Source organism: Bradyrhizobium sp. SZCCHNR1051, from assembly GCF_032489615.1.
GTDB lineage: Bacteria > Pseudomonadota > Alphaproteobacteria > Rhizobiales > Xanthobacteraceae > Bradyrhizobium.
In genome coordinates this window covers 73,650-87,575 of sequence record NZ_JAUEYJ010000027.1, presented here as the reverse complement: position 1 = coordinate 87,575, position 13,926 = coordinate 73,650, and the positions used below count along the sequence as shown (strand labels likewise).

General features: G+C 65.7%; 13 protein-coding genes. 6 read left to right on the top strand and 7 right to left on the bottom strand.

The annotated features are described in order from the left end of the window. Nucleotides 1-2: 2 nt before the first annotated feature. The 6 genes from QW868_RS28890 to fabD form a co-directional block, all read right to left on the bottom strand. The gene (locus tag QW868_RS28890; protein ID WP_316232132.1) at nucleotides 3-890 is read right to left on the bottom strand and encodes a YicC/YloC family endoribonuclease; all 888 of its coding nucleotides are present in this window, start codon (nucleotides 888-890) and stop codon (nucleotides 3-5) included. 124 nt (nucleotides 891-1,014) lie between these two features. Then, nucleotides 1,015-2,307: an endolytic transglycosylase MltG gene (gene mltG / locus QW868_RS28885; RefSeq protein WP_316232114.1), complete on the bottom strand. Its 1,293-nt coding sequence runs from the start codon at nucleotides 2,305-2,307 to the stop codon at nucleotides 1,015-1,017. A 278-nt stretch (nucleotides 2,308-2,585) separates the two neighbouring features. Continuing rightward, nucleotides 2,586-3,851, bottom strand: coding sequence for a beta-ketoacyl-ACP synthase II (gene fabF / locus QW868_RS28880; RefSeq protein ID WP_315739400.1), 1,266 nt, complete (start codon nucleotides 3,849-3,851; stop codon nucleotides 2,586-2,588). A gap of 220 nt (nucleotides 3,852-4,071) precedes the next feature. Further along, complete coding sequence (locus QW868_RS28875; protein WP_006610957.1) at nucleotides 4,072-4,311, bottom strand: acyl carrier protein; 240 nt, start codon at nucleotides 4,309-4,311, stop codon at nucleotides 4,072-4,074. A 436-nt stretch (nucleotides 4,312-4,747) separates the two neighbouring features. Beyond that, a complete protein-coding gene (fabG, locus tag QW868_RS28870) occupies nucleotides 4,748-5,485 on the bottom strand; it encodes a 3-oxoacyl-[acyl-carrier-protein] reductase (RefSeq protein ID WP_315739398.1) in 738 nt (245 codons plus the stop codon). A 33-nt stretch (nucleotides 5,486-5,518) separates the two neighbouring features. After that, complete coding sequence (gene fabD, locus QW868_RS28865) at nucleotides 5,519-6,478, bottom strand: ACP S-malonyltransferase (protein WP_316232113.1); 960 nt, start codon at nucleotides 6,476-6,478, stop codon at nucleotides 5,519-5,521. 371 nt (nucleotides 6,479-6,849) lie between these two features. On the opposite strand from fabD, the gene rpsF reads away from it, so the two are divergent. The 4 genes from rpsF to rplI all read left to right on the top strand — a co-directional run bounded on the left by rpsF (nucleotide 6,850) and on the right by rplI (nucleotide 9,286). Beyond that, entirely contained in the window at nucleotides 6,850-7,314 is a 465-nt protein-coding gene (gene rpsF / locus QW868_RS28860) for a 30S ribosomal protein S6 (protein ID WP_315739396.1), read from the top strand. 5 nt (nucleotides 7,315-7,319) lie between these two features. After that, entirely contained in the window at nucleotides 7,320-7,559 is a 240-nt protein-coding gene (gene rpsR / locus QW868_RS28855; protein WP_008963441.1) for a 30S ribosomal protein S18, read from the top strand. Nucleotides 7,560-7,692: 133 nt separating this feature from the next. Beyond that, the gene (locus QW868_RS28850; protein WP_316232112.1) at nucleotides 7,693-8,643 is read left to right on the top strand and encodes a hypothetical protein; all 951 of its coding nucleotides are present in this window, start codon (nucleotides 7,693-7,695) and stop codon (nucleotides 8,641-8,643) included. Nucleotides 8,644-8,692: 49 nt separating this feature from the next. Beyond that, nucleotides 8,693-9,286 (top strand): 50S ribosomal protein L9, encoded by a 594-nt coding sequence (rplI, locus tag QW868_RS28845; protein WP_315739393.1) that lies wholly within the window; start codon nucleotides 8,693-8,695, stop codon nucleotides 9,284-9,286. Between the two features lie 61 nt (nucleotides 9,287-9,347). On the opposite strand, the gene QW868_RS28840 is transcribed toward rplI, so the two are convergent. Beyond that, nucleotides 9,348-10,133, bottom strand: a complete 786-nt coding sequence (locus QW868_RS28840) for a hypothetical protein (protein ID WP_315739392.1) — start codon at nucleotides 10,131-10,133, stop codon at nucleotides 9,348-9,350. A gap of 422 nt (nucleotides 10,134-10,555) precedes the next feature. Here QW868_RS28840 and QW868_RS28835 point away from each other — a divergent pair, with 422 nt between their 5' ends. Then, nucleotides 10,556-11,806 (top strand): cyclopropane-fatty-acyl-phospholipid synthase family protein, encoded by a 1,251-nt coding sequence (locus QW868_RS28835; RefSeq protein ID WP_316232111.1) that lies wholly within the window; start codon nucleotides 10,556-10,558, stop codon nucleotides 11,804-11,806. A gap of 571 nt (nucleotides 11,807-12,377) precedes the next feature. Beyond that, nucleotides 12,378-13,886, top strand: coding sequence for a replicative DNA helicase (locus QW868_RS28830; RefSeq protein ID WP_315755750.1), 1,509 nt, complete (start codon nucleotides 12,378-12,380; stop codon nucleotides 13,884-13,886). Nucleotides 13,887-13,926: the final 40 nt, after the last annotated feature.

Below are 13,926 nucleotides of genomic sequence, written 5' to 3'. Positions count from 1 at the left end.
GATCACTCCAGATTCTGAACCTGTTCGCGGAACTGCTCGACCACGGTCTTCATCTCGAGGCCGATGTTCGTCAGCTCGATATCGTTCGACTTCGAGCAGGTGGTGTTGACCTCGCGATGGAATTCCTGGGCGAGGAAGTCGAGCCGGCGGCCAACAGGCCCGCCCTTGCCGAGCATCTCGCGCGCCTGCGCGATGTGCGAGGTAATGCGATCGAGCTCCTCGCGCACGTCGGCCTTGGCCGCGATCAGCAGCGCCTCCTGCGCCAGGCGATCGGGATCGAAACGATCGGAGGTCTCGAGTAAGGCTGCCACCTGCTCGGCCAGCCGCGCCTTGATCGCCTCGGGCTTGCGGCCCGGCGATGCCTCCGCCTTTTTCGCCAGCGCCTCGATCTCGTCGACGCGCTGATTGAGGATTTGTCCGAGTGTGTCGCCCTCGCGCCGGCGCATCTCGACGAGATGCTTCAGCGCGGTCTCGAACGCCGCGATCGCCGCCTCCTTGGCGGCCTTGTCCTCGGCCTCGTCACTCTCCGGCTCCGCTACCTCGATCACGCCCTTGATCGACAACAGCCCATCGATGCTCGGTGCGACCGCGTCGATCCGGCCCGCAAGCGAGCTCGCCATCTTCACCACCGCAGCCAGCACGTCCTCGTTGATTCGCACCGTCGACCCGGTCTCGGTGCGCTTGACGGTGAGATTCGCATAGACCGTGCCGCGCGACAGGATTTCCGTTGCGCGCTTCTTGGCGAAGGCCTCGACCTCGTCCCAGCCCTGCGGCAACCGCACCCGGATGTCCAATCCCTTGGCGTTGACCGACTTCAACTCCCACTCGAACGAGTAGGGACCGCTTGCTCCGTGGCTACGGGCAAAGCCGGTCATGCTCGACAGCGCCATTTCGTCCATGTCTCCGGCACATTGGGAACGAGGACAGACTCAGCCCCCGCCAAAAGTGCGCGAACCTTACGGCCTTTTGGGCAAATGTTAAGCCCGGTTCTGCGCGGCCGATATGCGTGGGAAATTATTGCTGAACGACCGGCGGGCTCGGCTGCGCCGCCCCCTGACGAGCACCATTGCCAGGTGCGGCCCCCGGTGCAACTCCGCCGGTGGCGCGGTTGGCCGGCGGCTTCTTTGCCGCTGCGGGAGCCCGTGGGGCCGCCGCTCCGGCCGCCGGATCGGCCGCGCCGCCCACGACGGCAGGCGGCGCCTCGTCGGGCTCGACGGTGTCGTTCTGGGTCTGCCGCTCCATCGCCCTGAGCTTGGCGACGTTCTTCTGGTGCAGGTCGTAGGTTTCAGTGAACGCATGGCCGCCGGTGCCGTCGGCGACGAAATAGAGATCGCGCGTGCGCGCCGGATTGGCCGTCGCTTCCAGCGAGGCGCGGCCGGGGTTGGAGATCGGTCCCGGCGGCAGGCCCTCGATCACATAAGTGTTGTAGGGCGACGGCTGGGTGATCTCGCTGCGCTTGATCGGACGGCCCAGCGTGCCCTTGCCGCCAACCAGACCATAGATGATGGTCGGATCGGACTGCAGCTTGATCCTCTGCTTCAGCCGGTTGACGAATACGGCGGCCACCCGGCTGCGCTCGTCGGGCTTGCCGGTCTCCTTTTCGACGATCGAAGCCAGCGTCACCAGCTGCTCCGGCGTCTTGACCGGCAGATCCGGACTACGCCGTTCCCAGATCTCGGCCAACACCCGCTTCTGCGCCTGCTGCATGCGTTGCACGACCTGATCGCGGCTGGTGCCGCGCGGGAACTTGTAGGTCTCCGGCAACAACGTGCCTTCGCGCGGAATCTCGCGGACGCTGCCGGTGAAGATCTCGTTTTCGGACAGGCGGGCCACGATCTGCTCTGACGTCAGGCCCTCGGGCACGGTCACCGAATGCTGCACGACCTTGCCTTCGACGATGACGCCGATCACGTCGCGCAACGACGCATTCTTCTGGAACGCATACTCGCCCGGCTTGAGGTCGGAACTGGCCTTCAGGGCATAGACCCCACCAATGAAGATCCACGGATTGACGTCGATCACGCCTTCACGCGCGAGTACGTCGGCAATATCGCGTTTACCCGCGCGCTGCGGGATATTGACGATCTTGTCCTCCTGCAGCGGTCCTGCCGCTTCGAGGATCTGCCGTCCATAATAGTAGGCCGCGCCCACGCCGAGCATGGCCAGGATGAGCAAGGTGATGATCGCATTGCCGACCACCACGAACGGATTGCGGGCGCGGTCGGAGCGGCGCGGCGGCGGCGGCACGCGTTCCGGCTCCAGCGCTGCGCGCGGGCTGCGGGGTGAGATGGGCGGCCGTTCACTCATCGATGCAACCTTCAGTCTTGTCGCTCTCGTCGTGGCCGTGCGCTCCCCAACGCAAGCGACCTGAAGTCCACGCCCAATTTAACGATTCGTCATGTCGTCATCGAATACGGCGAAAAGGTGTTTTCGCCGGGCCTCACCGCCATGCGCATCCACTTACCGCATCGGCGCCGAAGGCCGACCTGCGAAGGACACGCGAAGTCTTGGGTTCTAGTGTGGCTGCAGTCGGATATCCACGTGACCAAGCGACAATCGGCCCGAGCGGCATCCGTCCTTCCGCACTAGTTCGCCACGCGCCGCAAAACCACCGACGCGTTGGTGCCGCCGAAACCAAACGAGTTCGACAGCGCCACGTTGATCTCGCGTTTGCGAGGCGCATGCGGCACGAGGTCGATCGCGGTCTCCACCGACGGGTTCTCCAGGTTGATCGTCGGCGGAGCGATGTTATCCCGAATCGCGAGAATGCTGAAGATCGCTTCGACGGCGCCCGCAGCTCCCAGGAGATGACCGATCGACGATTTGGTCGAGGACATCGAGATCTTCGACGCGGAATTGCCGAGCAGACGCTCGACGGCGCCGAGCTCGATCTCGTCGCCGACCTGCGTCGAGGTGCCGTGGGCGTTGATGTAGTCGAGATCGGCTGCCGTGATGCCGGCACGCTTCAAGGCGGCACTCATGCTGCGAAAGCCGCCGTCGCCGTCCGGAGATGGCGAGGTGATGTGATAGGCATCTCCGGACAGTCCGTAGCCGGAGACTTCGGCGTAGATCCGCGCGCCGCGTGCCTTGGCGTGCTCATACTCCTCGAGCACGACCACACCGGCGCCCTCGCCCATCACGAAGCCGTCGCGGTCCTTGTCGTAAGGGCGCGATGCCCGCTCGGGCGTCTCGTTGAATCCGGTCGACAGCGTGCGCGCCGCGCAGAACCCGGCCATGCCGATTCGGCAAATCGGCGATTCGGTGCCGCCGGCGACCATGACATCGGCATCGCCGAGCGCGATCAGTCGGCTGGCGTCGCCGATCGCATGCGCGCCGGTCGAGCAGGCGGTGACTACCGAATGATTGGGGCCCTTGAGCCCGTGCTCGATCGAGACATAGCCCGAGGCGAGGTTGATCAGACGTCCGGGAATGAAGAAGGGCGACACTTTGCGCGGACCACGCTCCTTCAGGAGGATCGCAGTGTCGGCAATGCCCGAGAGGCCACCGATGCCGGACCCGATCAACGTGCCGGTGGCGCAGCGGTCCTCTTCCGTTGCCGGATGCCAGTTGGCGTCATCGAGCGCCTGACGCGCCGCAGCCATCGCGAAAATGATGAAATCGTCGACCTTGCGCTGGTCCTTCGGCTCCATCCACTGGTCGGCATTGAAGGTGCCGTCGGAGCCATCGCCGCGCGGCACCTGACAGGCCACCTTGGCGGGAAGATCGGAGACATCGAACGACTCGATCAAGCGCGCACCGCTCTTGCCCTGAAGGATGCGCTGCCAGGTCGTTTCCACACCACAGCCAAGCGGCGAAACCATGCCAAGGCCAGTGACGACAACCCGCCTCATGTTCGTTTCTCCAGACCCGACCTTGAGCGCTTGTGGATCGGCTGACTGCCGTCGCCGCACCTCGGGTCAATTGTTCGAGTAACACGTTCTGGCCAGGCAGCGCGTCCGAATCGTCCGTCGCCGGCCGCCAGATGACGGCTCATCGCGACGCCGCCAACAGCAAGAAACCGGTCGACCGCACAAGACGGATCGGCCGGTTTCGCGCAACTTCGCTAGAGCGTCAGCTCTTGGCGTTCTTCTCGAGGAACTTGGTGGCGTCGCCGACAGTCAGGATCGTCTCCGCGGCGTCGTCCGGAATCTCGCAACCGAACTCTTCCTCGAAGGCCATGACGAGCTCGACCGTGTCGAGGCTGTCAGCACCGAGGTCGTCAATGAAGCTCGCGTTGTCGACCACTTTCTCGGGCTCGACACCAAGGTGTTCGACCACGATCTTCTTAACCCGCTCGCCAATCTCACTCATCGTTCAACCTCGTGCTTGTTCCTTTAAGACCCGACCCCCGGATGATCCGCATCACCCCGGCCGCTAAACTTCCTTCGCGATCGCGCAAAACCAGATTTGCCCCGCAGCGCCCCTTTACCGAAATTTGGCGGACGACTTGCGGTCCGAAAACTTCGGAAACGGGGCCACTCACAAACTCCAATCCACACTCTCCATGAGGCCGGTACGCCTCCGATCCAGAGCGCTCAAACAGAAACCCGGATCAGCAGCACCAGCCGACGGAGGCCCGGCGAACGATGGCAGCTCGCCCCGCCAATATACAGGGTTTGGAAATCCTGCAATGGCGTTCTTCGTGCCCCCATCAGCCGCCCGGTTACCATACACGCGAATCATTGACCACACGGCCCGGTATGGTGGTCGCGACGTCTTTTCGCCGCATTCCGAGCCGCGGCAGAGCCTAGATCATGGCCATGCCGCCATTGACGTGGATGGTCTGGCCCGTGACATAGGCCGCCTCGTTTGAGGCGAGGTACACCGCAGCTGCAGCAATGTCCTCGGGCGTGCCCAACCGCGCCGCCGGCACCTTGGCGAGGATCGACTCGCGCTGCTTCTCGTTCAACGCGTCGGTCATCGGTGTCTTGATGAAGCCCGGGGCGATGCAGTTGGCGGTCACGCCGCGCTTGGCATATTCGGCGCCGAGCGTCTTGATCATGCCGATGATGCCGGCCTTGGACGCCGTGTAATTGCCCTGCCCCGGATTGCCGGTGACGCCGACGATCGAGGTGATCGCGATGATGCGGCCGAAGCGCTTGCGCATCATCAGCTTGGTGGCGGCACGCGAGAGGCGGAATGTCGCGGTCAGGTTGACCTTGATCACTTCGTCCCAATCCTCGTCGCGCAGCTGCACGAACAGGTTGTCGCGGGTGATGCCGGCGTTGGCGACGAGAATGTCGACCTGCCCCATGGCCTGTTCGGCGGCCGGCACCAGCGCCTCGACCTCGGCCGTATCCGACAGATTGCAAGGCAGCACGTGCACGCGGCTGCCCAGCTCGCCCGCGAGGGTCTCGAGCACCTCGCGCCGGGTGCCGGAAACGGCCACGGTCGCTCCCTGGGCATGCAATGCCTTGGCGATCGCATTGCCGATGCCGCCGGTCGCGCCGGTGACCAGCGCGGTCCTGCCACTCAGATCGAACATCAAACTCTCCTCAATGCCGCTGCACGCGGCCCTTTACGACGTTTTGGCCGCGGCCAAGGCATCCTTGGCGGCCGCGATGTCCGCCGGCCCGCCGACGGCGACGCCGACCGCACCATCCGCGATCCGCTTGACCAGGCCGCTCAGCACCTTGCCGGCGCCGATTTCGAAAAACCGCGTCACGCCCTGGCTCGCCATGTAGGCGATCGATTCGCGCCAGCGCACCGTACCCGTGACCTGCTCGACCAGGCGACGGCGAATCTCGTCGGGATCGCTGATCGGCGCCGCGAGCACGTTCGAGACCAGCGGCGCGGCCGGCGCCTTGATGGTGACCCTGGACAGCGCCTCCGCCATGACGTCCGCCGCCGGCTGCATGAGCTTGCAATGGAACGGCGCGGAGACCGGCAGCAGCATGGCGCGCTTGGCGCCCTTGCCGCGCGCGATCTCGACCGCGCGGTCGATGGCGGCCTTGTTGCCGGACACCACCACCTGCCCTCCGCCATTGTCGTTGGCGGCCTGGCAGACCTCGCCCTGGGCCGCCTCTTCGGCGACCGCCACGGCGGCCTCGTAATCCATCCCGAGCAGCGCGGCCATGGCGCCGACGCCCACCGGAACGGCCTTCTGCATGGCGAGACCGCGCGTCCGCAGCAGGCGGGCGGTGTCGGCGATGGTCAGGCTGCCGGCAGCCGCGAGTGCCGAATATTCGCCGAGGGAGTGGCCGGCGACGAAGGCCGCATCACGCCCGACCGAGAACCCCGCCTCGGCCTCCAGCACCCGCAAGGTTGCCATCGAAACCGCCATCAGGGCGGGCTGGGCGTTCTCGGTCAATTGCAGGGTTTCGGCCGGGCCCTCCCAGATGAGGGCGGTCAGCTTCTCGCCGAGGGCGGCGTCGACCTCCTCGAACACGGAGCGGGCGACCGGGAAGGCGTCCGCGAGCGCCTTGCCCATGCCGACGGCCTGGGACCCCTGCCCCGGAAAAGTGAATGCTGCCGTCATGGCCGCCCCCTGAACGTTCCAAAATCCCTGGAATTGAGTAGCTTTGGCCGGAAAGACACTGGCAAAGGCCGGGATGTCAAGCGCGTGACGGGCGCAATTCGACCACTTTCCCTTGCCTTGGCGCCGAAAATCGGTATAAGCCCGCCATCCGTGGATCCCGAGCCGGGAGCTGAACGGACGGTCCCAGCAAATTAACCTTGCTCGATCCTGGGGATGTATCTCCTCCAGGATGTCCAGGCGACTTTGATGGGGCAGGGCCAGTCGGCCCGTCGTCCCGTGTTCCCGCCTTCTGAGCTGACGTCTGCGAGTCCTTTCCACAAGGGCTCGAAGGGCTTGACGCCGGGATCTGCGCCAACATGGAAAGGACAACCATGCCTCTTTATGAGCATGTTTTTCTCGCGCGTCAGGACGCGAGCACCCAGCAGGTGGAAGAACTGACGGCCCAGATGACCGGCATCGTCGAAGGTCTCGGCGGCAAGATCACCAAGACCGAGAATTGGGGCGTTCGCTCCCTCACCTACCGCATGAACAAGAACCGCAAGGCGCACTTCGTGCTGCTCAACATCGACGCGCCTTCGGCGGCGATCGCCGAGATCGAGCGTCAGGAGCGGATCAGCGAGGACGTGATCCGTTACCTGAGCGTCCGCGTCGACGAGCTCGAGGAAGGTCCGTCGGCGATGATGCGCAAGGCCGATCGCGACCGTGAGCGCGACGACCGTGGCGGCGGCTTCCGCGGTGAGCGCGATGGCGGCGGTTTCCGCGGTGATCGTGGCGACCGTGGTGATCGCGGTCCCCCGCGCCGTCCCCGTGACGAAGAAACTGCGGACGAGGAGTAAGATCAATGGCTGAAGCCCCCGCACGTCGCCCGTTCTTCCGCCGCCGCAAGACCTGCCCGTTCTCCGGGCCGAACGCGCCGAAGATCGACTACAAGGACTCCAAGCTGCTGATGCGCTACGTGTCCGAGCGCGGCAAGATCGTGCCGAGCCGCATTACGGCCGTCTCGGCAAAGAAGCAGCGCGAGCTCGCGCGCGCCATCAAGCGCGCCCGCTTCCTCGGCCTGCTGCCCTACGTCATCCGCTGATTGCGGACCTCGGACCGGCGGCCCCGCGCCGCCGGCTCCTCTCGTTGAATTCTCATAAGGCTTCCGGGTCGTCCGGTCGCCGATGGTTGGGGCCACCACGCCTCTAACCGCTCGAAGGGGAGCGGGACAGCTGATGATCGGAACGCTTCTCATCGCGCTCGCGGCAGGCGCTGCCTCCGCGGTCATGTTCGCCTCGACCGGGTCGGGCGTGATGACGGCGCTCGTGCTTGCGCTGCTCGCGCCCGTGCCGCTGCTGGTCGCCGCGATCGCCTGGGGCCGGCTTTGCGCTGTCATCGGCGGTCTCGTGGCAACCGCTTGCGTGCTGGCCATCTTCGGCTTCGATCGCGCTCTCGCCTTTGCCGTCTCGGTGACGCTGCCGGCCTGGTGGCTCGGCCACCTCGTCCTGCTCGGCCGTCCGACGATCAGCCCGTCCGGCCAGGATGGCATCGAATGGTATCCGCCCGGCCATATCCTGCTGTGGATCGCGGTGATCGCGGCGCTGATCGCCGCGTTCTCCTTCGGCACCGACATGACGGCCACCAATCAGGGTCTCAGGCGGCTGCTGTCGCGCGTGCTCGGCAATACCGTCGCGTCGACCGACGCGGTCGACATTCCCCGGCTGATCGAGCTCTTGGTCTTCATGGCGCCACCCATGGCCGCGGTGATCATGACCACGATCCTGTCGCTCAACGTTCTGGCAGCCGCAAAGATCACGGCGATCTCCGGCCGGCTGATGCGCCCATGGCCTCGCCTGCGTGACACCAAGCTGCCGCTGATGACGCTTCCGGCGCTGTTTGCAATCATCGCCTTCTGCTTCCCCGGCGGACTGATCGGCATGTTGGCGCGGATCGCCGCCGCAGCGCTGCTGACCGCCTATGCGCTGACCGGCTTCGCGGTCCTGCATACGCTGACCTTGCCACTGCGCACCCGGCCGCTCTGGCTCGGCCTCGCCTACGCGCTGATGCTGACCTTCATCTGGCCGATCCCCATGCTGGCGATGATCGTCCTCGGCCTCGCCGACGCCGCCTTCGACCTCCGCCACCGTTTCGGCCCGCGGCAGCCGCCGCCTTTGCCGGTGCCGTAAAGGTTCAACTTCACACCAACCGCTTCCGAACATTACAAGGAGAACATCGATGGAAGTCATTCTGCTGGAACGTGTCGCCAAGCTCGGCCAGATGGGCGAGATCGTGAAGGTCAAGGACGGGTTCGCCCGCAACTTCCTGCTGAAGCGCAAGAAGGCGCTGCGGGCGACGGCCGAGAACAAGGCCAAGTACGAGGGCATGAAGGCCGATCTCGAGGCCAACAACATCAAGGCCAAGGGCGAGGCGGCCAAGGTCGCCGAGAAGATCGACGGCCGCGACATCGTCATCATCCGCCAAGCCTCCGAATCCGGCCAGCTGTTCGGCTCGGTCTCGGTGCGTGACATCGTCGCCGCGCTGGCCGCCGACGGCATCACCGTCAGCCGGCCGCAGGTCTGGCTCGACGCCCCGATCAAGACGATCGGCAAGCAAACGATCACCATCGCGATCCACCCGGAGGTCGAGACCTCGGTGACCGTGACGGTCGCCCGCAGCGCCGACGAGGCCGAGCGCATCAAGCGCGGCGAGGACATCTCGACCCGCCAGGAGGACCGCGACGCCGCCGCCGAAGCGATTGCCGCCGCCGGCGAGTTCTTCGATCCGGAGGCCCAGGACGAGGGCGCTGCCGGCGAGCCCGCGCAGCAGTAAGCGCGCTCAGCCCATTTGCGGAAAAGCCCGGCTCAACGAGCCGGGCTTTTTCATTGTCGTCTCACCGCGAGGGCGAGGACGGAACCGAGGGATCCGACGGCACCGACTGGGTCGTGGCCGGCGCCGGCGTCACCGGTGGGACCGGATCGGCCCGCAGCGCCGGGGCGGCGTCGCTCGATCTCGCCGGCTCGACCCGCGGCGGCTCGGAGCCGGCGGCGCTGTCCTCGCGCGACGGCGACGGCCGGGTCGCACCGGTCGGCTCGCCGCGCGTCTCCTCCGCAGCCGAGCCCTCCTGGGCCGGCTTCTTGCGCTTGCCGAGCCTGCCCTTCTTCGCGGGCGCGCTGCCCTCGCCATCGGCCGGCGCAGCGGTTGGATCCGCTGCCGCGTCGGGCTTCGCCTCGGCCGGCGCGGAGCGCTTGGAGTGATGACCCGAACGGCGGCGCGGCTCGCCTGGGCTGGCAGCAGCATCTGCGGCGGCTGGCTTCGCCTCCGACGGCTCGGTGGCGGCCGACCGGGCGCGGCGCTCGGACCGCGTCTCCTTGCCGTCCTTGGCCGAATGGCCCGTGTAGCGCGCATCCGCAGCGCCGTTCGCAATCAGGTAGTTGGCGAGCACGCCGGCCATCTCGGGGCTCGTCGTATAATGCTGGCGCAGAAACCCGGGCAGCGAGCCGGCCGAGGTGTTCTTGACCAGGCCGCGCGGCGACTTGTGGCAGACCACGCAGGTCCCGTTGTAGATCTGCGCAGGACTCTTGCCCGCATCGAGATTTTCCTGCGCAACGGCGGCCCCCGCAAAGCCCATGCAGAACACCGCCACCACCGTCGCCAAATTGAGCGCTCGGCCCACCATTCTCATTCTCCAGCTATGGTTTCGCCCACACGGCGCCGCCCCCGCGCGACATCCGCTGCCGTGTTTCCTCTCGCGATCAGCCGAACGTGACAGCGGACGTTGCGGTCGCTCCACGCCCTCGATGGCGATTCCTTCAGACCTCGTCCGGCGGTCAGATGCCGGACACCGGCCAAAAGGCCGGCGGCCGCGGCCTTTTTAACGGATTGCGGAGCGAATGAAAGCGCACAGATGTTCCTGCGCTGAGATGTCCATCGATCAATGACATGACGGAATATCGGCTTTGTGTTCATGGCAGTGGCGTCGGCTTGTGCCCGCTGGGTAACATAACAAGGTGATGATAGGGAACCAATCGGTTCTCAACGCGTCGAGTGCGACGGCCGGGAAAGTCAACAACTCACGGGATGGCTCGTTGGGTGGTGTGGATGGACCGTTTGCTGCGAAGTCTGTTGAGTAGCTTCATTTGCCGTGGGTCGATCAGCTTTACGACCGCCAGCGGCATGACGTTCAGCTGCGGGGATGGAACCGGTGTTCCCGTGGCAGCACGATTCCTGACCCATGAAGCCGAGCGCCGGCTTCTGGCCAATCCCGAGCTCGCGCTCGGCGAGATCTATATGGACGGCTCGTTCGTGGTCGAACGGGGATCGATCGCGGATCTGCTGTCGATCGTGATGAGCCAGCCGGCCGTGGTGCCCGACTGGGCAAAACCGCAATGGTGGCTGCGCTACCTGGCCCGCCATCTGCGCCAGCTCAACGTCAGGGGACGCGCGCGCCGCAACGTCGCCCATCATTACGATCTCGACGGCCGGCTGTATTCGCTGTTCCTCGATGCCGACCGGCAATATTCCTGCGCCTATTTCGAGACGCCGGACGCGACGCTGGACGACGCCCAGCTCGCCAAGAAACGTCATCTCGCAGCCAAGCTGCTGATCGGCCGCCGCCATCGCATCCTCGACATCGGCTGCGGCTGGGGCGGGCTTGGACTCTACCTGGCCGAGATGTGTGATGCCGATGTGACCGGCGTGACGTTGTCGGCCGAGCAGTTGCAGGTCGCCGAAGCCCGCGCGGCCGAACGTAGCCTCTCCGCCTCCGCCCGCTTCCTGCTGCAGGATTATCGCGACGTGCCCGGCACCTTCGACCGCATCGTCTCGGTCGGCATGTTCGAGCATGTCGGGGTCGCCTTCTACGACACCTTCTTTCGCCGCTGCGCCGAGCTGCTCGCGGACGATGGCGTCATGCTGCTGCATTCGATCGGACGCTCCGGGGGGCCGGATGCGACCAATCCATGGATCGCCAAATACATCTTCCCCGGCGGTTACATCCCAGCCCTCTCGGAGGTGCTGCCGGCGATCGAGCGCGCCGGGCTGCTCGTCTGCGACATCGAGGTCCTGCGGCTGCACTACGCGGAGACCCTGAAGGCGTGGCGCGAACGCTTCATGGCCCGGCGCGACGAGGCCGTGCAGCTCTATGACGAGCGCTTCGCGCGGATGTGGGAGTTCTACCTGGCGATATCGGAGATGGCGTTCCGCAAGCAGAACCTGATGAATGTCCAGATCCAGCTGACGAAGCGCCAGGGCGTCGTGCCGATGACGCGCGACTACATTCCCCGTGAGGAGACGCGGCTGCGGGCGCGCGAGCGCGGCAGCCGTCCGGCGCTGCGGATGGCGGGGGAGTAGCGCGCGGGGCAGCGCCGCGCTGGACTCGGGTTCAATTTTGAGATGTGCGATGGACAGTTTGCGCTTTGAGCGCAAGATCATACCCATCCGACTCAAATTTTCAAACAAATCGTGCGGTCTGTGAACTGGCTCACAGACCTCGGGAAAGCCCGGCCATAGTGTCCCGGCATGTCCCAGAGCCCGCCAGAGCCATGTTGGAACCCCAGACCGACTTCAGCACCGACTACGCGCTGATCGCCGCGGGCGTGGGAGCATCCCTCATCGCCCTCCTCTATCTGCTGCTGGTCTGACGCGCCGCGCGGATCCACGCGCGGCCGTGGCACGCCCGGGCGTGCCGGCTCTCGTTCCCGCCTCGCTGAAGTGTCGAACGATCGCGCCGGTTGATTGCAGCGGCATGTCGCTCGCGCTCGCGCGGCGTTGAGTCCTGCCGGTTCCGTCAAGCGCGGCATCTGGCGAGTCCGGATTCATCCACCAGATTTACCAGACGGTGAATTGCGCTCAGCTTTCGCTTCCGCTTCGCCCGCGACTGGCGCTTTATCCCCTCCCCTTCAAAGCTGCTAAACACGCGGTCATGGCACTCACCGATTCGAACGTTCACAAGCTGGCGCCGGCTGACGCAGCAACGCCGGCCTATCGCAGCGCTCCTCACAACATCGAGGCGGAACAGGGTCTGCTCGGCGCGATCCTGGTCAACAACGACGCGTTCTATCGCGTGTCCGACTTCCTCGAGCCGAAGCATTTCTTCGAGCCGCTGCACCAAACCGTGTTCGAGACCGCGTCCAGCCTGATCCGGATGGGCAAGGTCGCGACGCCCGTGACCTTGAAGACGTTCCTGCCCGCCGACGTCGACATCGGCGGCATGACCGTCGGGCAATATCTGGCACGGCTCGCGGCCGAAGCGACCACGATCATCAACGCCCAGGACTATGGCCGCACCATCTACGACCTGTCGTTGCGCCGCGACCTGATCGGCATCGGCGAGGACATGGTCAACGTCGCCTACGACGCGCCGGTCGACTTCGCGCCGCGCAACCAGATCGAGGACGCCGAGCGCCGGCTGTACGAGCTCGCGGAGTCCGGACGCTACGACGGCGGGTTCCAGAAATTCTCCCAGGCGCTGACGACCGCGCTCGACATGGCCGCCAAGGCGTTCCAGCGCGACGGCAAGCTGTCCGGCATCTCGACGGGCCTGCGCGATCTCGACGCCAAGATGGGCGGCCTGCAGCACTCCGACTTGATCATCCTCGCCGGCCGTCCGGGCATGGGCAAGACCTCGCTCGCCACCAACATCGCCTACAACGTCGCCCAGGCCTATGTTCCCGAATTGCAGCCCGACGGCACCTATCGGGCCGCCCAGGGCGGCGTGGTCGGGTTCTTCTCGTGCGAAATGAGCGGCGAGCAGCTCGCCACCCGTATCATCGCCGAGCGCAGCGGCATTCCGTCGAGCCACATCCGCCGCGGCGGCATCACCGAGGCCGATTTCGAGAAGCTGCGCGAATGTTCGATCGAGCTGCAGTCGCTGCCGTTCTATGTCGACGAAACCGGCGGCATCTCGATCGCGCAGGTGATGGCGCGCGCCCGCCGCCTGAAGCGCCAGAAGGGCCTCGACCTCCTGGTGATCGACTACATCCAGCTGCTGTCGGGCTCGGGCAAGCGCGGCAACGACAACCGCGTGCAGGAAATCACCGAGATCACCACCAGCCTGAAGGCGCTGGCCAAGGAGCTCAGCGTTCCCATCATCGCGCTGTCGCAGCTGTCGCGTCAGGTCGAGAATCGCGAGGACAAGCGGCCGCAGCTGTCGGACCTGCGTGAATCCGGCTCGATCGAGCAGGACGCCGACGTGGTGCTGTTCGTGTATCGCGGCGAGTACTACCTCGCCGCCAAGGAGCCGCGCCCCGGCACCGAGGAGCACCAGAAGTGGCAGATGGAAATGGATCTGGCGCTCGGCAAGGCCGAAGTCATCATCGGCAAGCAGCGCCACGGTCCGACCGGCACGGTCGAGCTGCACTTCGACGCCTCGGTCACGCGCTTCGGCGACCTCGCCCATGACGGCCTGCCGCCGCAGCATCACGACTATTGACCGTGTGCTGTTGAACCGGGACGCTGCACCGCGTAAAAGC